Origin of the sequence: Methanococcoides alaskense, from assembly GCF_027594145.1 — an archaeon.
GTDB lineage: Archaea > Halobacteriota > Methanosarcinia > Methanosarcinales > Methanosarcinaceae > Methanococcoides > Methanococcoides alaskense.
The window spans coordinates 528,009-548,456 of sequence record NZ_JAQFFK010000003.1 but is presented as its reverse complement, the minus strand read 5'-3'; the positions used below and the strand labels follow the sequence as shown (position 1 = coordinate 548,456).

24 protein-coding genes are annotated in these 20,448 nt (G+C 42.2%); 8 read left to right on the top strand and 16 right to left on the bottom strand.

Features of this window, described 5'->3' with window-relative positions; translation table 11 throughout:
* Nucleotides 1-49: 49 nt before the first annotated feature.
* Entirely contained in the window at nt 50-1,171 is a 1,122-nt protein-coding gene (locus tag PBV53_RS06575) for a cytochrome c biogenesis protein (RefSeq protein WP_270096357.1), read from the bottom strand.
* On the bottom strand, nt 1,134-1,589 hold the full coding sequence (locus tag PBV53_RS06570) for a hypothetical protein (RefSeq protein WP_270096356.1): 456 nt from the start codon (nt 1,587-1,589) through the stop codon (nt 1,134-1,136). Before PBV53_RS06570 ends, PBV53_RS06575 begins: the two co-directional genes overlap by 38 nt.
* 398 nt (nt 1,590-1,987) lie before the next feature.
* Here PBV53_RS06570 and PBV53_RS06565 point away from each other — a divergent pair, with 398 nt between their 5' ends.
* Together PBV53_RS06565 and PBV53_RS06560 are read left to right on the top strand one after the other, a co-directional pair.
* The gene (locus PBV53_RS06565; RefSeq protein ID WP_270096355.1) at nt 1,988-2,263 is read left to right on the top strand and encodes a zinc ribbon domain-containing protein; all 276 of its coding nucleotides are present in this window, start codon (nt 1,988-1,990) and stop codon (nt 2,261-2,263) included.
* Nucleotides 2,264-2,611: 348 nt separating this feature from the next.
* Nucleotides 2,612-3,145, top strand: a complete 534-nt coding sequence (locus PBV53_RS06560) for a J domain-containing protein (RefSeq protein ID WP_270096354.1) — start codon at nt 2,612-2,614, stop codon at nt 3,143-3,145.
* Nucleotides 3,146-3,168: 23 nt separating this feature from the next.
* Here the strand turns inward: PBV53_RS06560 and PBV53_RS06555 are convergent, their stop codons facing one another.
* The 4 genes from PBV53_RS06555 to PBV53_RS06540 form a co-directional block, all read right to left on the bottom strand.
* A complete protein-coding gene (locus tag PBV53_RS06555) occupies nt 3,169-3,510 on the bottom strand; it encodes a hypothetical protein (protein ID WP_270096353.1) in 342 nt (113 codons plus the stop codon).
* A 10-nt stretch (nt 3,511-3,520) separates the two neighbouring features.
* Complete coding sequence (locus PBV53_RS06550; RefSeq protein WP_270096352.1) at nt 3,521-3,769, bottom strand: hypothetical protein; 249 nt, start codon at nt 3,767-3,769, stop codon at nt 3,521-3,523.
* Between the two features lie 166 nt (nt 3,770-3,935).
* On the bottom strand, nt 3,936-4,490 hold the full coding sequence (locus PBV53_RS06545; RefSeq protein ID WP_270096351.1) for a cohesin domain-containing protein: 555 nt from the start codon (nt 4,488-4,490) through the stop codon (nt 3,936-3,938).
* 588 nt (nt 4,491-5,078) lie between these two features.
* Nucleotides 5,079-5,321: a hypothetical protein gene (locus PBV53_RS06540; RefSeq protein WP_270096350.1), complete on the bottom strand. Its 243-nt coding sequence runs from the start codon at nt 5,319-5,321 to the stop codon at nt 5,079-5,081.
* A 689-nt stretch (nt 5,322-6,010) separates the two neighbouring features.
* Between PBV53_RS06540 and PBV53_RS06535 the strand changes: the two genes are divergently transcribed.
* A complete protein-coding gene (locus PBV53_RS06535) occupies nt 6,011-6,373 on the top strand; it encodes a hypothetical protein (protein WP_270096349.1) in 363 nt (120 codons plus the stop codon).
* Nucleotides 6,374-6,392: 19 nt separating this feature from the next.
* Here the strand turns inward: PBV53_RS06535 and PBV53_RS06530 are convergent, their stop codons facing one another.
* From PBV53_RS06530 to ahbA, 9 genes are all read right to left on the bottom strand, one after another.
* Entirely contained in the window at nt 6,393-7,172 is a 780-nt protein-coding gene (locus PBV53_RS06530; protein ID WP_250867742.1) for a dihydroorotate dehydrogenase electron transfer subunit, read from the bottom strand.
* Nucleotides 7,172-8,074, bottom strand: coding sequence for a dihydroorotate dehydrogenase (locus PBV53_RS06525; protein WP_270096348.1), 903 nt, complete (start codon nt 8,072-8,074; stop codon nt 7,172-7,174). Before PBV53_RS06525 ends, PBV53_RS06530 begins: the two co-directional genes overlap by 1 nt.
* Nucleotides 8,075-8,097: 23 nt before the next feature.
* Nucleotides 8,098-9,027, bottom strand: coding sequence for a hydroxymethylbilane synthase (hemC, locus tag PBV53_RS06520; protein WP_270096672.1), 930 nt, complete (start codon nt 9,025-9,027; stop codon nt 8,098-8,100).
* Nucleotides 9,028-9,040: 13 nt separating this feature from the next.
* Nucleotides 9,041-10,309, bottom strand: a complete 1,269-nt coding sequence (hemL, locus tag PBV53_RS06515) for a glutamate-1-semialdehyde 2,1-aminomutase (protein ID WP_270096347.1) — start codon at nt 10,307-10,309, stop codon at nt 9,041-9,043.
* Between the two features lie 72 nt (nt 10,310-10,381).
* Nucleotides 10,382-11,356, bottom strand: a complete 975-nt coding sequence (gene hemB / locus PBV53_RS06510) for a porphobilinogen synthase (protein WP_270096346.1) — start codon at nt 11,354-11,356, stop codon at nt 10,382-10,384.
* Between the two features lie 12 nt (nt 11,357-11,368).
* Complete coding sequence (hemA, locus tag PBV53_RS06505; RefSeq protein ID WP_270096345.1) at nt 11,369-12,637, bottom strand: glutamyl-tRNA reductase; 1,269 nt, start codon at nt 12,635-12,637, stop codon at nt 11,369-11,371.
* A gap of 93 nt (nt 12,638-12,730) precedes the next feature.
* Complete coding sequence (locus tag PBV53_RS06500; protein WP_270096344.1) at nt 12,731-13,411, bottom strand: precorrin-2 dehydrogenase/sirohydrochlorin ferrochelatase family protein; 681 nt, start codon at nt 13,409-13,411, stop codon at nt 12,731-12,733.
* Entirely contained in the window at nt 13,412-13,891 is a 480-nt protein-coding gene (ahbB, locus tag PBV53_RS06495; RefSeq protein WP_270096343.1) for a siroheme decarboxylase subunit beta, read from the bottom strand. It lies immediately after the preceding gene.
* Nucleotides 13,881-14,336, bottom strand: coding sequence for a siroheme decarboxylase subunit alpha (gene ahbA / locus PBV53_RS06490; protein ID WP_270096342.1), 456 nt, complete (start codon nt 14,334-14,336; stop codon nt 13,881-13,883). The genes ahbB and ahbA overlap by 11 nt, the downstream gene beginning before the upstream one ends.
* A 466-nt stretch (nt 14,337-14,802) precedes the next feature.
* Between ahbA and PBV53_RS06485 the strand changes: the two genes are divergently transcribed.
* Nucleotides 14,803-16,065 (top strand): tetratricopeptide repeat protein, encoded by a 1,263-nt coding sequence (locus PBV53_RS06485; protein ID WP_270096341.1) that lies wholly within the window; start codon nt 14,803-14,805, stop codon nt 16,063-16,065.
* Between the two features lie 429 nt (nt 16,066-16,494).
* On the opposite strand, the gene ahbD is transcribed toward PBV53_RS06485, so the two are convergent.
* Nucleotides 16,495-17,535, bottom strand: a complete 1,041-nt coding sequence (ahbD, locus tag PBV53_RS06480; protein WP_270096340.1) for a heme b synthase — start codon at nt 17,533-17,535, stop codon at nt 16,495-16,497.
* Nucleotides 17,536-17,708: 173 nt separating this feature from the next.
* On the opposite strand from ahbD, the gene PBV53_RS06475 reads away from it, so the two are divergent.
* The 4 genes from PBV53_RS06475 to PBV53_RS06460 are packed head-to-tail and all read left to right on the top strand — an operon-like array spanning nt 17,709 to nt 20,352.
* On the top strand, nt 17,709-17,837 hold the full coding sequence (locus tag PBV53_RS06475; RefSeq protein ID WP_250867752.1) for a CcmD family protein: 129 nt from the start codon (nt 17,709-17,711) through the stop codon (nt 17,835-17,837).
* Nucleotides 17,838-17,848: 11 nt separating this feature from the next.
* Nucleotides 17,849-18,229, top strand: a complete 381-nt coding sequence (locus PBV53_RS06470; protein WP_270096339.1) for a cytochrome c maturation protein CcmE domain-containing protein — start codon at nt 17,849-17,851, stop codon at nt 18,227-18,229.
* A 39-nt stretch (nt 18,230-18,268) separates the two neighbouring features.
* Nucleotides 18,269-19,153 carry a polyprenyl synthetase family protein gene (locus PBV53_RS06465; protein WP_270096338.1) on the top strand — a complete coding sequence of 295 codons (885 nt, stop codon included), beginning with the start codon at nt 18,269-18,271 and terminating at the stop codon, nt 19,151-19,153.
* Between the two features lie 5 nt (nt 19,154-19,158).
* Nucleotides 19,159-20,352, top strand: a complete 1,194-nt coding sequence (locus tag PBV53_RS06460; protein ID WP_270096337.1) for a radical SAM/SPASM domain-containing protein — start codon at nt 19,159-19,161, stop codon at nt 20,350-20,352.
* Nucleotides 20,353-20,448 lie beyond the last annotated feature (96 nt).

Sequence of the window (20,448 nt, the reverse complement as noted above, 5' to 3'; positions counted from 1 at the left end):
ATAGAAAGTTGAAGACAGGTCAAGCAGACCTAACTACCTCCAACTCTTTTCAGATAACATTGAAATACAAGAGCAGAGCAAGTAATAACAATACAACACCTGTAACAAACCTTATCCCAGAGCGTCTTTTCTCCCTGAATTGCATTATAGTTTCAGGACTCATCCCGAACGCCAGAAATACACCCAGGCCTAACACCGGAAGCACGACTCCGAAATTGTAGAGGAAGAGATATACAGCTCCTTCCAGCAGATTTGTCCTTGCTATTAACATGTCCAGTATAGAAAGATAAACTGCACCTACACATGGAGCTTTGACCAATGAGAATAAACCGCCTGCAAAGAACGATAGAGCAAGAGCATTCTTCCCGTGTATGCTATCCATAAAAGATACTATTGAACCCGGTGTTTTGAAGGTCGATCTTGAGTGACACTTGAGGTGGTATGCGTCATAGATGTGCCAGATACCGAGTACCCCTATCAACACCGTCATGAACAATGTGATGGAGTCCCTTGATCCGGGGAAGATAGTAACGGCTTTCAGGAAACTTATTCCGAATATCATGTAAGTGGTGAATATACCAGCGCAGAAACCACCGATGACCACCAGCATTTCTTTCTTTCCACCGTTGGAGGATATCGTGACCGAAGCCAAGAATGCCATCACCGCGAGAAGGCAGGGATTGAAGCCGGCGAGCAGGCCTGTGATCAATACAATTAACGGTGAGAGTTTAAAGGAAGTAACGCTTCCATCAACATTTTTGGCTAAGGGTAAAGTACCATTGGCAGGAATTACCGGTGCGTTCTCAATAGCTTCTATCAGAAGGCTTTCAAGTAATACATCATCCCCATCGTAATCGGAATAGGCGATAACCGTACTCTTGTTTATGACAATAGCAGGAACAGTGTATACTCCGTATCCTTTCATGATACTGTAGGAGGTCGCTACGTTTTGACTTGTGTAATTGATACTTTCAAGCCTGCCGATCACCGAATCTATGACAGGAGATGTTTGCTGGCATTTCAGGCAGCCATCCTCGTAGAAATATTCAACCAACACTTCGTCTGATCGGGCTGCTGAAGCAGGCATAATGCTTGAAATGACAAGCAGAAGTATCAATAAGGTCAATATCGATTTAGTGGCATACTGTCGTAGCACATGTCTGTTTATCATATTCACTCTCTGAAACTATCTGTTTTGAGATTTCCAGCACTTCACCGGTATCTGCCGAGACATAACCTTCCAGAACATACAGATCGCTGATCTTCTGACAAGAACAGCTGCGTTCCATGATCTCAACTTTCCAAATATCGTTTCCCTGCATAACAGTACCATTCTGGTCGTAAGGTGTTTCCTGGACAAACGTGGTTCTGGTTACCCTCCAATCCGGTTCTTTGAAGTGACGTGACATGTAATCGGATGCAATCGGATCTTTCATCGTGATCTCTACGGCTTGAGATACATTAAAATTAGACGTCGATTGCACATAGTTCTCCTGCTGAGAGTAACTGGCATAAACAAGACCTACCCCCACAAGACAAAATAAAACCACTACAGCTACTGCTGCTGCAACTAAATTTGATCTTTGCATAAACGTACCCCCTTATTATATACAAATTATAATTCATCTAATATAAGGCTAATTAGCTAATTTTTGTATATCATATATTATTTACTCAAGAAAGTTAATGCTAAGTTTAATTTTGTGATGAAATATAAAGTTGAATATAGAGGAAAGAATAGTTATTGGGATTAAAGCAAGAGAGCCAATCTATCGTCTTGTTGGGAAGAAGAAAACGGTTGATCTTGTTAAGCATTTTTATGTGGGGAAAAGAGATGATTCCGATCTGTTGAGGTTGGAGATGTGGGAAGAGTGTTGTTAAGATCCATTGATCCATAAAACATGGACAAGATCATTCTACTGTGCCATTGATATAGAATACTGTTCAAAGATTCAATGAAGATCAACTAAATGAGTGGGGTTAAAACATGGATATGAAAGAATTCGAAGGTATGGTTTTCTGCCAGAGCTGCGGAATGCCTTTGGGGAAAGATGAAGATTTTGGAACTAATGCCGACGGGATAAAAAATGATGAATATTGTCTCTATTGCTATCAGACTGGGAAGTTCACACAACCTGATATTACTCTGGAAGAAATGATCGAACAAACTTCAAAAGCAATAGATAAAGAGGGAGTTATGTCTTTGGAAGAAGCAAAGGAACTGAGCCAACAGAATATTCCAAAATTAAAGAGATGGAAGTGAATTTGTTAATTAATACTATTGGAGTTGCTTTACCTGAAACATAATGCAAATTCAGGAAAGCCTTTCAGGCTTAATTATCTATGAAATGAGAGTTGACATTCGGACACACAATTGTGATGAATCCATGCCTGATGATATGAATAAGGTGAATTTGATAGCCGACCCGACAGAAGAAGACTGTCCTGACTTCACAGGTATTTGCCACTCCATTAAATTATGACTGCAACGCTCATGTTTTTTCGCAATTTCAACATAGATGAGGAAGAAAGTTGTTCCAGAAAATGCATATTTTTATATAAAGGAGCATAGTACTAACGAAGTCTTCAAAAACGAAAATGAGTGAATCAAATGATAAAAATAAAAGGACATGAAATTGACCCAGTAATTATTAAGAACGCTGGTAATCGCAGAGCTATGCAATTCAAGAATAATATTGTTACGGCTTTAAGAAGGGTAGGTGTTAATGAAAATGATATTGATGTCCCTCTTGAACGTCTAGCGATGAAAAAAACTCATGCTTCTGCAACCTGGTACCAGGATGGACATCGAATGCATTACACCCATGGCCTACAAAATAAATATGTAGAAAATCTTCATATCCTGTCCAAGGTAATTGAGATCGAAGCAAATAGGGTCATTTCCGGGGAAAAACCACTGTCCGACTTTATTTTAGAGTTCAAAGAAGATAAAGATGTTCATGATAAGCGCAAAGAGGCGCGAGAGTTTTTCGAATGTGCTCATGATGAGATCGATTTTGAGGTCATTAATAAAAAATACAAGGATATGGCAAAAGAATTGCATCCAGATAAGCCAACTGGTGACACTGAGAAATTCAAGCAACTAAATATTGCACATAAGATATTGAAGAGAGAATTGACATAAGCTCCCTTCAGACCTCTTACTTTTCATTCATCTCTGATCTGGCAGGATCCATTACACATCGCCCTTACAAACCCGGATACACTATCGTAATTTTCCTTTGTACAGAACACGATACCCTTTTCACCGTATCCGGCTGAAACAGTAATGTTGCTGCTTGCAGAGTAGAATGTAGCCTTTTTAATACTTTTCCATTTCAGATCATGATCCTGACCGGAATGTGCAAGAAAACCTACACCTACTGCCGTGGGATTTCGGGCAAGGATCCCGAAGATCACCAACAGGAAGTTCAACTTACTGTTCCTGCTGCGTTGTTCTGTTCTGGTGATGGTACTTACACCCTTATTGTCCATCTTGTAGGAAAGCATGTAATTATTCTCATAGTACGCGAATATGAACAGCGCCTAGCAAGAACATCGATCCTATCAAGATCAAGGCATACTTCATATCTCGCGCATTACTGCGGTTGGAATGAAGGTCACCACGGAGAACAGAAGGAAGCGTTATCAAAAGCACGATGCCAACTGTGAAGAAAGTTGCAATTCCCAGGACTTTTAGCAGTTCTTTCATAATGAACTGATTAGTCAATATTGAAACATCAATATCCCATTTCATCTCGTCTTTCATGTTCGTACCCTTCACCATCTGCAATAATGGACTGGTCGTATGTCAGCGGGATTAATTCGTACACTAATATGGAATAAGATTCATAAAATTATCATTATCATTAGTTAAAGAATTCAAGACATTTAAAAAAATAGAGGTTGAGAGATTAATCACTCTCAATTAATTCTTAACAATATGGCTTACCTGTACGATACAGATCTATCAGTTCACTAACATCTGCAATCGATGTTGAACCCTGTAAACGGTAGTCATCGATTGCCGCATTCACTTCACCAATATCGATCATACAGTTCTTATTTTCATCGTACGGGTTGTATGTAACTACAGGGGCTTCATTAATAGTCAGAGTCGTATTTATAACCAGGGCTTCTATGGCAGATCCTAATGAGTCACTTATTATCACGTTTTTCAGACTAATTGTTGATGTGCCTGTGGCCTGCTCTTTTACACTCATTGTGATGCTTGCAACTGACTCAGGTTCTAAGATGCCTGGAGAACCCATTATCAAACTGTAAACACCTGAAAGTGTTCCTGCATTGTTGTCTATGTTTCCGGCGTTGAAAAATGTTGGATCTCCATTCTGGCTAAAGAATAAGCCTTCAGATACGCTGTCTACCTGTATTTTGGAGCTGTCAAACTCGAGATCGAGCTGTAATCCTGCAATTGTAGTATCAGGTGATACAAAGACATCTACTGTGAAACTTTCACCGGTTGTAGGCATTTGAGTTGATGGTTCAAGTGTTACTTCTGTTGCAGTTGAATTGAAACAACCAAAAACAAGCAGAAGTAAAAATATAGTAATTATTGTAACGTTTTTGATGGATAACCCTCCTATTTTAGAACTCGTTGATCTATAACCATATATACCCATATGATTAGTTGAATAACAATATAATAATCTGCCCTAAATAAAATCATTTTGGTACGTTTCAAATAGAGATTTCATAAAAAAGTTAAAAGGATATACTTTATTTGATTTATCAGAACAAAAATTATTGCTTGAAAATTAACCTAAATACTCCAAATTTTTCCAAACAATAGCATTATTGAAAGTTCTGGGTGAACTTTCTGCTTATTAATTTAAAGCAGGTCTATGCAATGCTTGGTATTAACTCAAATACTATATTCATAGCAAAGATCTCATGTCCATTATCATCGAGATCACAATTGCAATTATCGAGAAGGTGATGATGAGCAGATAGTTCAAACGTTCTTTTGAAACTGAAAGGCTCCATATAATGTATTTCAGTCCATCCAGATCCTTTTCTGTAAGTACCTCACGCTTTTCAATCTTGTCAAGCAGTTCAAGTTAATTCAGGACATTTGTGCGGCGCTTTGCTATACGATATCGGTGAGCAAAAAATGCCATGTACCCCATAACTCCGAGATAGAATAGCATGCGTGCAACATTATCATTGTAGTAGTCGGCTATGATTATGACCCTCAAGGCTATTGCAGAAACAAGACCCACCCAGAAATATAAGCTGATGGTCCTGTTGCTATACCCTTTTGGAATCTTTACGCCTGAGAGATTAATTTTACAGCTACCCATGTAAGTAGATATGCAATCATTTTTAATAAAGGTATTGGATATACTTATATATTAAAATGAAGGCAAGAACTTTCCTTTTGCCTTTTATGAATTTTGGCGAACAGGGGGTTAAGCTATCATTTTGTTGGAAAAAGAAAAACAATTGAGTTCAGCAGCTCTGTTTATGTGGCTAAAAGAGATATATGAACAATGGACATAATTAACTTAAATGAATTGCAATCTATGAATTACAATATTGAGTAAATAGAAGTTATTCTCTTGATAAAGAAAAAAGAAAGACTAGAATACATTCCACATGGAACTTCATTCCGTTCTGTTCCAGTTTCACAAAACAAAATAATGAATAAAAAGAATTTCAACAAAATGTTAATTGTAGTTTTTTTTGTAATAGCACTACTGTATTGGTACCTTTACTAAACTTTTGTTCTATACTTTTTGTTCCTATTGGATGGTTGTGTGATTTAAATACTCAACCCCGTTGCCATATTTTTCTTTGTATATATCTCCGACTTGCTATGCAAGGGCTGAGATTCGAACCTTTTATATCCCTCACCTAACCCAACCACCACCAAAATTCCTTCCCGAAGAAAAACGTATATATTGTGTGGAAAAGAATGTATAAATAGTACAATCGTCTCTGCAGATATTTCAAATCGTACCTTAAAATGCTAAAAGTGGTGGTGGTAACCATGATAGAAATTGATGGTATAGAAAGCTCTAGTGAAGCAAAGACCTATGCAATGACATACTTGCACAACTGTAGAATCTCAAATGAATACAGGAAGCAATTGCTCAATTGGGTAGGCACGTATCTTGATGAGAATATGCTTGAGAACATTATTGTTTACAAGAATTCAGAACACTGGGACCAGCCCTTCGAATCCATAAAGAACGAGGCTGAAAATGACCTGGAAATTGCAGCTCTTTATGCACCTTCAAGTGAACACTTCAACATCGAGATGATGGTCTTTGAAGGTAATTTGCTGTCCATTTTCAACATATTGCTTTCCAGGACAGTAGAACATCTGGAAGAAAGGACGATAGCTCACTAAAATAGGATTACGGGGTCTATCAGACCCGTACTCTCTGACTGCTGGAATTCCTTTTGTGGTCGCCCAGTTCGGAATCAATAAGGAGGGAACCGTTTAGCACCGGGCCATCCTTACATACCCTCAGACCTTGAGGGTCCATACAGCAAGCGCCGCAAACCCCGATCGCACATTTGAAGTACCTGTGCATACTGAACTCTGAGCGGTCAAGTGCATCCTTTTCCTGTAACACTTTCATTACATTGGCCATCATTATCTCAGGGCCGCAAACACATATCCTGTCATATACAGAAACATCCATGTCCGCAAGCACTGTAGTAACAAAACCGCATGTTCCGGCAGAGCCATCATCTGTGGTGATATGAAGTTCACCCGCTGAAGAGAAACGATCCTCAAAGACCAGTTCGTAACATTCCCTTGAACCAAGGATCGTAGTTACCTTTGCACCACATTCCGATGCATAATCGGCAAGAGGTCCCAGAGGTGCAGCTCCAACACCGCCTGCGATTATCAGTATGTGCTCATCTTTTTTAGGCAAAGTGAAACCTTTACCGAACGGTCCTCGCAGACCCACAGAATCGCCAACCTTCATGTCGAAAAGCTTGGAAGTAGCATCTCCTACCTTCTGCACAGTGATCCCGTTCAGGTATGAAGAACCCATTGGAACTTCATCCACACCACGTACCCAGACCATGACGAACTGTCCCGGAAGGGCATCATCAAAGGAAACATCGAAACGGAACGTCCTTATGGAAGGGGATTCCTCGACTATCTCAACTATCTTTGCATCTACTGGTTTCATTAGATCACCTTATGGCTCAGACCAATAATATCTTCTACAGCCGAGTACCCTTTGTCCTGAAGGAAAAGCTCTATTCCTGATGCAATATCTGAAAAGATATCCACACTCTCATGGACAGCTGAACCTATCTGAACACCACTTGCTCCTGCCATCATCATTTCCACTGCATCTTCCCATGTGGAAACACCGCCAACCCCTATAACAGGAATAGCGAGGGCTTCATAGAGATCATAGACACATTTTATTGCAACCGGTTTTACAGCCGAGCCGGAAAGCCCTCCAAAGCGATTGCCCAGTATAGGATAACCGGAATTGATATCGATGGCCATACCACGAAGGGTATTGATAGCCACAACTGCATCCGCACCACCGTCCTGTGCTGCTTTTCCTATGGCCTTGATATCGGTCACGTTGGGAGTAAGTTTTACCCACACCGGCACGTCCACAGCATCACAAACAGCAGCTGTAATTGATTCCACCATGCAGGTATCGGTTCCTATAGTGGCACCATAACCTTCCGCATGAGGACAGCTCACATTAAGCTCAAAAGCGGCCGGTTCAGAATCGGCAAGCCCCTCTGCAACCTTTACAAAATCCTCGGCATTGCCACCGAAGATGCTTGCTATCACCGGTACATCAGTGCCGGATCGAGCTAACTTTATCTCGTTATCAAATTCATTATAGGAAGGATTTGGAAGACCCATGGCATTCAAAAAACCGCATTCCAGTTTGATCATGCTGGGATTCGGATGACCTGCCTTGGGCTCAGGTCCAATTGATTTGGTCACAACCCCGCCTGCACCACATTCTGCAATGCGGAGCAGGGATGCACCGGTAGTTCCCATTATACCGGATGCGAGCATGGTCGGATTCTTGAAATTAATACCTGTAATAGTTACCATAAGCTTCTAATTCCCATCATCAATTATTCATCATCGCAGCCGGACATCTGGCAGACCGCTTCCCGCACAAGCTCTTTACCGCCCATCTCCACAAGCATCTTACCAATACTTTGAGCATGTTCGCGATAGTTCCTTACAGGAATGTCATCCTCAATACGGATCTCACGTGTACCATCAACTGCGAGCACTTCCACGAGCACATGGATCTCGTCTCCGTCCTCGTTCATCTGTGCAAAGGAACCAATAGGAACGATGCAACCGCCTTCAACCTCCGTAATAAGAAGGCGCTCCACTTCCGTCTCCATCCTTGAGCGTTCATGGTTCAAAGCAGAACATGCCCTCTCGGCCTCATCATCGGCCCTTGTGACAACCACAATGGTCCCCTGATTCGCAGACGGACAGAAGCTTGAGGCAGGAAGGCGTTGCACATCCATTTCCCAACCCATACGCTGAAGACCCGCTTCTGCGAGCAGTATACCATCATACTGACCTGCTTTAAGCTTCTGTATGCGTGTATTGATGTTTCCCCGGAGGTCCTCTACGTTAAGATCAGGCCGATACCTGAGAAGTTGCGCCCTTCTGCGCATGGAGGTAGTTCCGATGATAGCACCATCCGGAAGCTCATCCAGAGTGGAACCGTCTGCTGTTAAAAGCACATCGTATGGAGAATCACGTTTCAGGACCGCAGCAATAGCAAGTTCAGGCGGTCTTACGGTTGGAAGGTCTTTCATGGAGTGGACCGCGATGTCCACTTCACCTTCGATCATCCTGTCATCGAGCTCGCGTACGAACACGCCTACTCCGGCAACTTCATGGAGCGGGCGGTCCGTGAACACATCACCAGATGTTTTGATAACATTCCTTGTAAGTTCATGGTCTTTCTCTTCAAGCATCTTTGTAACAAGGTCAGCCTGGGCGATGGCCAGAGCACTTCCGCGGGTTCCGAGTATCATCTTAGGCATCTCCTCACTTCAAGTTAGCTGCATAAGCTTCGAGTGTTGTTTCGAGATCAGCTTCTGTGTGTGCAGTTGACAAAAAGTTCGTCTCGAACTGGGACGGTGGGAGGAAGACATTACTGTCAAGCATGTCATGGAAGAACTGAAGGTAACCTTCCTTGTCGCATTTCAGTACATCCTGGTAATTCAGAGGTTTGTCACCGAAGAACACCTTGAACATGGAAGCAATACCACCAACATGATAATCAAGTCCTTTGTCAGCGATTATGTCATTAAGACCGGCACGAAGCATATTTCCTGTAGCTTCGAGTTTCTCATGGACCTTCTCCTTTTCCAATATATCCACCGCTGCAATACCTGCTGCAACGGATGCCGGACTGCCACTGAACGTACCTGCCTGGTAAACTGAACCTGATGGCGAGATCATATCGAGGATCTCACGTTTACCACCGAAAACACCGATAGGCAAGCCGCCTCCGACTATCTTTCCAAGAGTTGTCATATCAGGTGTCACACCGAAATATTCCTGTGCTCCGCCCATTGCAAGCCTGAAACCGGTGATGACCTCATCGAATATAAGAACAACATCATTCTCTTCCGTTACCTTCCTCACTTCCTTGAGATAGTCACCCTCTGGAAGTATAGGACCAATGTTACCCAATACCGGCTCTATGATAACAGCAGCCATATCGTCCTGATTCGATTCGATGACCTCTGTCATTGCCTCGATATCATTGTAAGCCACTTGAAGGGTGTTCTTAGTGAAATCTTCCGGTATGCCAAGGGAATCCGGCTTACCGTGTGTAGTTGCGCCTGAACCTGCCTTGACCAGGACAGCGTCATGGGCTCCATGGAAACCCCCTTCGATCTTAACGAACTTGTTCTTCCGGGTAAAACCACGGGCAGCCCTGAGAGCACTCATTGTAGCTTCGGTCCCTGTGGAAACAAATCTAAGCATGTCAATGCTTGGATAAAGGGAAGCTATCTTTTCAGCAAGGGTAACTTCAAGACCTGTTGGCGTTCCATAAAGCCAGCCTTTATCAAGCTGGTCTATGATAGCCTGTTTGATAACAGGATTTGCATGTCCCAGAATATTAGGGCCGTATGCCAGACAATAATCAATGTACTCGTTCCCGTCAATATCCTTTATACGGCAACCATTTGCAGATTCCGTATAGAACGGATATGGTTTGATAGCACGAACCGGACTGCTGACCCCACCTGGAAGGATCACTCTTGCTTTGTCGAATAGGTCTTTGGACTTGTCTAAAGTAACCATGATAACACCATTTGATATTTAATTGTAAATTTTGTATTCCTTAGAAATATATCGTATTTGTACCCACAAAGCTCATTTAAGCATACGTGCGAGATCCTTTGCGAAGTATGTAAGTATCATATCAGCACCGGCACGCTTGATGGACAGGAGGGATTCATACATGACCAACTTTTCGTCAAGCCAGCCTTTTTCAGCTGCCGCTTTTAGCATGGAATATTCCCCACTGACATTGTACGCAGCAGTAGGCATCTTGAACTCATTCTTGATGCGATAGATAATATCAAGATAAGGAAGAGCAGGTTTCACCATAATGATGTCCGCACCTTCCAGGATGTCCAGTTCCGCTTCACGGATAGCCTCATTTGAATTTGCAGGGTCCATCTGGTACGTTGAACGATCACCGAACTGGAAAGCGGAATCAGCAGCCTCCCTGAACGGACCGTAGAATGCCGAGGTGTATTTTGCAGCATAGGACATGATAGGGGTGTTCTCAAAATGGTTTTCATCGAGAGAATTACGGATAGCACCTATCATACCATCCATCATGCCTGACGGTGCAACTATGTCCGCTCCGGCTTCAACATGACTCGTGGCGATCTTGCCGAGAATATCAAGAGTAGGGTCATTTAGTACTTCCTCAGTTTCCATATCGACAATACCACAGTGACCGTGATCGGTATATTCACACATGCAGACATCGGTGATGACCACCATATCTTTACCAAGGTCTTCCTTGATGCTTCGGACCGCCTGTTGTACGATGTCGTCCTCACCATAAGAACAGGTTCCGACAGCGTCCTTGCTCTTAGGAATGCCGAAAAGTACCAATGCCGGAATACCGAGATCTGCTGCTTCCTTTGCATCATCTACCACTTTGTCCAGCGGTAAACGCTGTACTCCGGGCATAGATGATATGTCCACGGAAGAATCAGTGGTCTCATCAACGAACATTGGATATATCAGGTCATCTACGCCAAGTGAGGTCTCCCGCACCAGATCGCGTATCTTACCACTTCTTAACCTTCGCATTCTAACCTGTGGGAACATTAGTATCAACTCTTATTTTGTAATTCCATCGTTCTTCTTAATTGGGCGTACATCAAATAAACGAGATACGGAATCAAGGAACTTATCGTCATCATATTCCGCTGCGTTGCGTAATTTCTTGGTGGGTTCTGCAAGGATCTTGTTCGTGATCGCATGCGTGAGATCTTCAAGCACCTTGCGCTCAATGTCCCCAATGGTATGGTAGGCACTCAGTTTATTGATGGCATGCTCCATCTCGTCATGCCTGAGACCATGGGACTGGCTATAAAGATCCGAGATGATAGCATCAGCCTTTTGGCGTTTGTACTGAGCCTTCAACATATCCAGTTCATCATCAATGATGATCTCGGCCTTCTTGGCCTCCACCATCCTCATCTGAAGATTCTTTTCATTAATGACACGTAAACCGTCGATATTACGGAGAATGACATGCGGGATTTTCTCCACCGCAGGATCGATATCTCTCGGACTTGCGATATCTATGAGGAGAAGGTCGTTCTCACGGCCTTCCATCACTTTAGCCACGAGATCATCCTTCAATACATAATGAGGAGCAGAAGTAGCACTGATGACCACATCGGCAGCACGGACGTATTTTTCCAGCTGGTCGAACATGACAGCTTCCCCGCCAAGTTCTTCGGCCAAGTCCTTTGCCTTCTCGTAAGTACGATTTGCAAGATAGATAACATGCATATCCCGGTGTGAAAGTGCTCTCGTGACCAATGTGCCCATTTCACCGGTACCGATCACAAGAATATGCTTGTCATTCAGACCGTTAAGGATATCTTCTGCAAGATCGACCGCTGCCGAAGCAATGGAAACTGCACCCCTGTTGATGAAGGTCTCTGTACGAACCCTCTTGCCCACCTGGATCGCCTTGCTGAATGCAGTACTAAGCACTTTCCCAACAGTTCCGGCCTCTTTGGCCAGCAGGAAAAAGTCCTTGATCTGACCGAGGATCTGGTCCTCCCCGATTATCATCGATTCGAGACCGCATGCAAGCCTGAGCAGATGTCTTAACGATTCATCATGGTCATAGAACTCCACGATCTTTGCAGAAACGCCCATCTCTTTTGCATAGTGGAAAAGCACACTGCTACCTTTTGAAGATACCACATATATCTCCACACGATTACAGGTCTTGAGGACTGCACACTCATAAACAAGCTCATTTGAGTAAAGCTGGCTCAGGACAAGCTCGATGTCACCGTGCCAGGAGTCTTCCATTTCCTCAACAGTAGCCTTTGCGTGTGTAATTACCATACTGGATATTTCTGTCACTCCAAGCCTCCACGAACGGCGTGTGATAAGTGTAACATATTCCCATGAATACGAGCATTGGACTTAAACCTAATGTAATATTTCATGATAACATCAACCTTTCTTGTCTATGTGCTCCTGAACTATATTGTATGCTACATTATACCCTTTTTCATACGAAACTTCCAGAGCATCCCATATAGCCTTGTCCTCGAGTATCTTCCAGAGAAGGGCTTTACGCTCTTTCTGCAAGTCCACTTTACTTTTGAGCAACGTTCGCATCTCATCCTGCAAGCGTATCATCTCCCCATATTGAGGAGTGATGATAGATTCCAGTTTCCTGCGAGTATATTTTGAGACCGCAGGACTTGAACCAAAGGTCGATATGCCTATGGAAAGTCCATCCCGCTGTATAACAGAGGGAATTACGACCTCTCCCGCCATATCAATTCGGTTTACAAGGATCCCACGCCCTTGTGCAAGTTTCCTGATCCGATCATTCAATGAAGGAACGTTCGTTGCAGGAATCACAAGAAAAGCATCTTCCATCAGGGCAAGTATGGATCCATCGGAAACAGAAGAAAGGTCTGACCCGATCAATTCAACCAATGAAGAAGAAGCAAGCTCTTCAAGTTCAGGAGAGAAATCGATGCTTATTACAGCAGTTTCTGCATATTCTGCAAAGAGGGAGGCTTTTCGAAATCCCACAGAACCTCCACCGAAGACCACCACTTTCCGACCTTCCATATCAATAAAAAGAGGCAGATATTTCCGACCAAGGTCCATCCCTGTCATTTACAGCCTCACGCCAGTCTTTTTGAATTCACGTACACTGTACAGAAGATTGTAATCAGAGATCCCTGTTGCAATGGATATCTTTTTAGCAACACGCTCACAGTCATCACGAGTATATGAATGTACCATTGTGAAGAGATTGTAAGGCCAGTCCGGGTAACGAGGTCTTTCGTAGCAATGTGTCACTTCGGTAAAACCTGCCATGACCGCACCGACCTCTTCCACAAGCTCATCAGGAACATTCCAGGTGCACATTGCATTTGCGGTTATGCCAATGGCACGATGTCCGATAGATGCACCGAACCTTCGAATAAAACCGTTCGCCTGAAGATGTTTGATCCTATCGACAACATCCTCTTCGGTCATGCCAAGCTCCTTTGCCACATCAGCAAAAGGAGAATGAGTGAGCGGAATTCCATCCTGGGTAAATTTGAGAATACGTATGTCAAGCTCATCCATTTGGACATTATCATCTGACATCGAATATCACCCCGATCTTAAAAAGACGTTTTGTCGGAAGATCGATCAATGGACAACCAGTCTCATCCTTGAGATCGTTTATTATCTGCTCCAGACGTTCCCGGTTCGCAGCGGAAACCGTGAACCAGATGTTATAATCTGCCTGACGCAAATAGTTGTGTGAAACTTCCTGATGCTGATTGATCAATTCTGCGACCTCATCGATGCGGGATCCAGGCACCTTCAGAGCAACAAGTGTACTGATGCCACCAACCCTTTTCGTGTTGATGATCGGACCTATACGCCTTATAGCGCCTTCCCTGCTAAGTCGTTCCATGCGTTCCAGCAAGTCCTCTTCAGAAATACCAAGCTGTTTGCTTAATTTCTCAAATGGGTGAGGATCAAGAGGAAAATCCAGCTGTATCAGGTTCAGGATCGACTTATCGACCTCATCAAGTTGTATCATGTAAATTTACACCATTTTTATTTGCAATCGATCTGAATGCTAGGCAGAGTTCATGCTACCATTAGATTATTTTTGTATGGTCGGATTTATACTCAAATGTTGTATAACAGCAAGTGTTTATAACAAGTAATAATTTGAGAGTTATGAATGTATAATAATCAATGACTGTTACAATCTCTCTTTCTTCTTGATGTATGTGTTTATATTTGTTTCCTTCCATGCGAATATTGAAATTTAAATCAAAGGAGTTACTTAGGACTTTTTATTTTCGAGAGTAAAAATCTCATCAATAAACATGCGAAGTTTGACCACTGCATTTAGTTGCACGAGTATATTTAGTACTATTATATTAATTTGACAATTTACAATAAAAAAAGCTTCTCACATACTCAGATAATTTTAAGAAGGATTTGTGACTATAGGGGGATGCTTTATTATTATTCAGTGGCAAAATTGGAGTAAGTAGATGAATTTTTCTAAACAATGTATTATATTTATACTTTCAATTCTGATTTTTTCATCTATAAGCTATGCATCAGTTGCTAATGAAGATATGGTTTATAATAATACTACAATACATAATTCACCAACATCTGCCGTAGATACTGGAGAAACAATTCGTTCTGAAGATACAATGAATGATGAAAATTATTTATTACTTGCAAACCAAAATTTAGATCGTTCTCTCAATTTACTGAGTTCAATACTGGATTCAATAATGCTTTTACTCACATTTATCGGAATAATAATTACTGCCCTTTCTGGCATAGCACTTTACATAATTAGGAATTACAATAATAAATTTAAAAATATTAAAAATGAAGCGGATGTTTTACTTAATGATGCAAAAGAAAAGCATGCGGAATTATCTAGGATTTTGACTTCTGCTAGAGATAAGTTTGAAGATGAAGTTAAAGATGTTGGCGACATTACGATTGAAAAACACCCTAGCTCCGAAACATTAGAAAAAGTTAAAAAGTTTGACTCGTTGGCTAATTTAACTGAATTTTTAGAAATGTTTGGAGCAAAATTAAATTTTGATTATTACTTCAACCTCTCATCATCTAATTATTATAAAAATGAATACGAAAAATCACTGAAAGCAATTAATAAAGCACTTGATCTCAATCCAGATGATGCAGAAGCCTGGAACAATAAAGGTGTTACTTTGGGAGACCTTGGTCGACATGAAGAAGCACTTGAAGCTCACAACAAAGCTCTTGAGTTAAATCCTGATTATGCAGACGCTTGGAACAATAAAGGTGTTGTATTGGGTAATCTTGATCGACATGAAGAAGCACTTGAAGCTTACAAAAAAGCACTTGAGTTAAATCCTGATTATGCAGACGCTTGGAACAATAAAGGTGTTGCATTGAGTTATCTTGGTCGACATGAAGAAGCACTTGAAGCTTACAAAAAAGCTATTGACCTCGATCCAGAAAATGCAGAAGCTTGGAACAATAAAGGTGTTGCTTTGAGAGACCTTGGTCGACATGAAGAAGCACTTGAAGCTTACAAAAAAGCTCTTGATCTCAATCCAGATGATGCAGAAATTTGGTATAATAAAGCAGGTATTGAAGCTATTAACAATTCAATAAGCGAATCACTTTTTGATTTAAAAATGGCCATTAAAATTGATTCTAAATTCAGAGAAACAGCAAAAACGGAAGATGATTTTGACAATATTAAAAGTAACCACGACTTTGTGATGCTAGTACATGGCAAATAAGTACTTAAAAAATCGTCCTTATCAATGTATCATCCATTTGCTCTGTAGAAATCCTCGATATTCGGACACTAATCCAATTTGAAATGATCATTGAATGTATTACATGGTGTTGGAATATAATCCCAATTCCAGCCTATATATGTTGATTTTGATAGGTATTCTACAGAGCCCATCCATCATCCACTTATATAAGGTGAATGTTTTTTGATACATTCATTCATAATACAAGTCATCTTAGAGAAAGATCTCTTCATAGCCATATTATTTAATTTATGTATTTAAACCACAAAATAAGATTATCCATCATCAATAAAGTCCATTATTCGTTTTTCTAAAAGAATACAGAACCCAGACATGTGAGATATTAAAATACCTCATATTTCACCCCTAAGTTCTGCAATTGATAGATTATTTTCCTATAACCAGAGTTCATCTGGGATTATATATACAGTATGGCTCTTCCGCCATGTAGTCACCAGTGGCTGCATAAGCACGGGCACGACAGCCGCCACATACACTTTTGTAGCTGCATCTTCCACATTTACCACCGAGCTTATCATAATCGCGAAGATCGTTAAAAAGGACTGAGTCCTCCCAGATCTCCTTGAAGCTATTTTCCTTCACGTTACCTGCGACCACAGGAAGATATCCACAGGGCTGGACATCCCCTGTACTGGAAACGAAGCAAAAGCTTATGCCACCGAGACAGCCCCGGGTCATTGCTTCATAGCCATGTGTCTTAACAGTGACCTCAGTACCTTCTCTTTTTGCACGCTGGCGCATTATTCTAAAATAGTGAGGAGCGCATGTGGCCTTCAACTGGATCTTGACGTGCTTCTGCTGATCATAGAACCAGTTCAGCACGCGTTCATATTCAGCAGGAGGGATCTCTTCGTTCTCGAGTTCCTTACCTCTGCCTGTTGGCACAAGAAGGAAGATATGATGGGCTTCCGCACCGATCTTGGTTGCAATTTCAAGAATGGCAGGGATCTCATCGACGTTCCTTTTTGTTATGGTCGTATTTATCTGAAAACCAAGGCCGCCTGCCTTCAGGTACTCGATACCACGCATCGTGCTCTCGAATGCACCGGGAACTCCGCGGAAGTCGTCATGTGTCTGTGCAGTTGAACCATCGATGCTTATACTGACACGCTGCACTCCTGCATCTTTCAGTTTTTTCACAACATCGTCATTGAGAAGGGTGCCGTTGGTCGCAAGAGCCACACGCAGACCTTTGTCAGTAGCGTATCTTGCGATCTCATAGACATCCTTGCGAACAAGAGGTTCGCCTCCGGTCAGAATGAGAATGGGATCCCCCATCTCTACGATCTCATCTACGAAATGTTTTGCTTCAGACGTGGAAAGTTCACCCTCAGGTATCTCCGATGTAGATGAACCTCTGCAATGAACACATGCAAGATTACATCCCCATGTCAGTTCCCATGCTATAATTCGTGGAGGTTTTACCATGTATGATCATACTCCTATTTACTTAATATAATGTAAGCTATTATCAAAGGTAATTCTTTCAATTTGCTTAAATAGTATGGAACTATACTACACAGAACCCATATAAATCGTATCGTCAAGATACATAAAATAACAACATATAATGCCCTTTTTGGAGCTAAGGATGATAAGATATGGCAATGGGAGAACAGGCATTTCAGACAGCATTCGCAATTACATGGATAATAATACTTTCCTACATTGTTTATCTGATACGCACACGCATGCGTCTTGCATCCCTGATCCGAAAGCTTAAAGATTGATGGTGTTTGCAATGGAAAAAAAACGAAAGGCGATCCTCACCATTTTTGCGATAGTAGCAGTTATGGTGATCGGACTTTGGGGCGTTGATGTTGAACAGGGATATATGATGGTATCTGAGATCACGACCAGCCCACAGGATCATGTCGGGCAGAAAGTCAGTACAATGGGACTTGTCAAGAATGGGACATTGAGTATCTCAACGGAAATGGTCTCGTTCACCCTTACGGATGCTGAAGACGAGGAACAGGAGATATATATTGAATACATAGCTGACCTTCCTGCAAATCTTGTAGAAGGGAACAGCGTTAGCCTTACAGGGACCATGATATCAGAATCAAAGATAGAGGCAGACCAGATCGTTATCGGCTGCCCTTCAAAGTATTCCGAATGAAACCTGGAACATATCACATTCATATTATGAGGACATGCGATGAATATCGAACAATGGGATGAATACCGGCAGATCACCGATGCCATGAACGAAATGATAAGCAACATGGATGATTCACCCCAGATGAAAAACGTCGTTGGACATATTTGCAGATCGGGCGGAAAGAAGGTCAGACCTATTATATTACTACTGGCTTCCCGAATATGCAGAGAAGACTCCGACAATAGTATAAATGCAGCACTTGCCATTGAGCTTATCCACTCCGCATCCCTTATACACGATGATATCCTGGATGAAGGGGTCATACGAAGAGGGGTAGAGTCCGCACATAAGAAGTTCGGACCTGCAGCCGCCATGCTTGCTGGAGATTATATGATCTCAAAGTCCATTGAGCTTATTTCAATATACAGTACACCGGTAGTGCGGGAGTTCGGACGTGCGGGAATGGCAATGGCAGAGGGAGAGACCATTGACATAAAAAGCACATCCGAGGATTTTGTAGAGATGAACTATTTTGATTGCATCGACAAGAAGACCGCATCCCTCTTTGCAGCCAGTGCGGTAATGGGTGCATATATAGCAGGTGCTGATGAAAGGACTGCAAGTAAATTGAAGGATTATGGAGAAAAGCTCGGAAGAGCATATCAGATCGTTGACGACATTCTGGAATATACCGAGAATGTCGAGAATAAGAGATCGGATAATGAGTCCATATCGATCTTGCAGATATATAGAAGGACCATGCCATATGAGAGCGCTGTAGAAAAAGCGACCTTGCTGGCAATGGAGAACGTGAGAATGGCAAAAGACATATTGGAAGAGTTCGAGCCTTCCGATTCAAGAAGCAAGCTCATGGAAGTTACAGACCATATTACAACGGAAATGCTTCCAAAAACATTGAAAAATACTATAAGATCCAGGTGAACATCATGCGGGTATATGACAAATCAGTTATCAAAGTAAATGCCAGTACAGAAAATGGAAAGGTCGTTCTCGATACAGAAGGACCACTAGCAGCTGTATCGAAGCCTGTGATAAAACGCATTAATAAGATATTCCGGGAAGAGAAGCCAATATTAGTGGACGATGAGAATATCATTTTTTCCACATGGGTGCCACCGGTCCCAAGTCCCGCATTCAACAGGGTCATAAGTGCACAGATCGGCGCAGTTATGAAAAAACGTATCCCTGACCAGTTCTCGATCGGGATAACAGACAGATGCCCATACAATTGCATACACTGTGGTGCTGCCGGCATTGTCGCAGACCCTGAATTTACGCTTGAAGAAATAAACAGAGTGGTCGATGAGGCAGTAGACCTTGGAGCATACCTGATATCTTTCGATGGTGGCGAGACCATGCTTCGAAACGATATTGTGGACATGGTCGCCAGTGTTGATAAAACAAAGGCAATAGCCACCTGTTTTACATCAGGTTTCAAGTTGACACCTGAAAGGGCACGGGACCTTAAGAATGCAGGCCTTTATTCAGCACATATCAGTGTGGATAGCCCGGATGAGAAAGAGCATGACCGCGTAAGGGGTTGTGAAGGGGCATTCCAGAGCAGTATGACAGGCATCAAGAATACGCTGGATGCAGGGATCATGGCAGATATGTTCGTTGTGGCATCACCGGATAATATTGATGACCTTGAGGAGTTCTATACCCTGGCAGATGATCTTGGCATGCAGGAAATGTCGATATATGAGATCATTGCTGTGGGAAGATGGCTGGACCATGAAGACGAGACCCTCACCAAGAAAGATGTTGTAACGCTTGAAAGGTTCCAGAAGAACAAGAACAAGGGAACTGACGGACCTAGGGTCACTGCATTCCCTTATTTCAACGGACCTGAGCAGTTCGGTTGCTTTGCAGGCAGGAGATGGATGCATGTTGCTGCGGGCGGAGATGTTATGCCATGCGCTTATACCCCGCTCTCCTTCGGGAACGTTAGAGAAGAAGGTCTTGCAGAAATATGGAAACGTATGGGAAAACATGCGGCATACAAGGGATCTGCAGATTATTGTATGATGCGTAACCCGGAATTCAGAAAGGAGTATATACACACCATACCAAAGGATGCTCAAATTCCTTTAAGGGTTGACCTGCAATACAAAAACTAAGTTCAAAATAGAGCAAACATAAGAGAATTAAATATCCCTTACTTTTTTAGTACACATTTGTTCTGGCAAACTGCACATGAGGTTTGCAGATAGTCA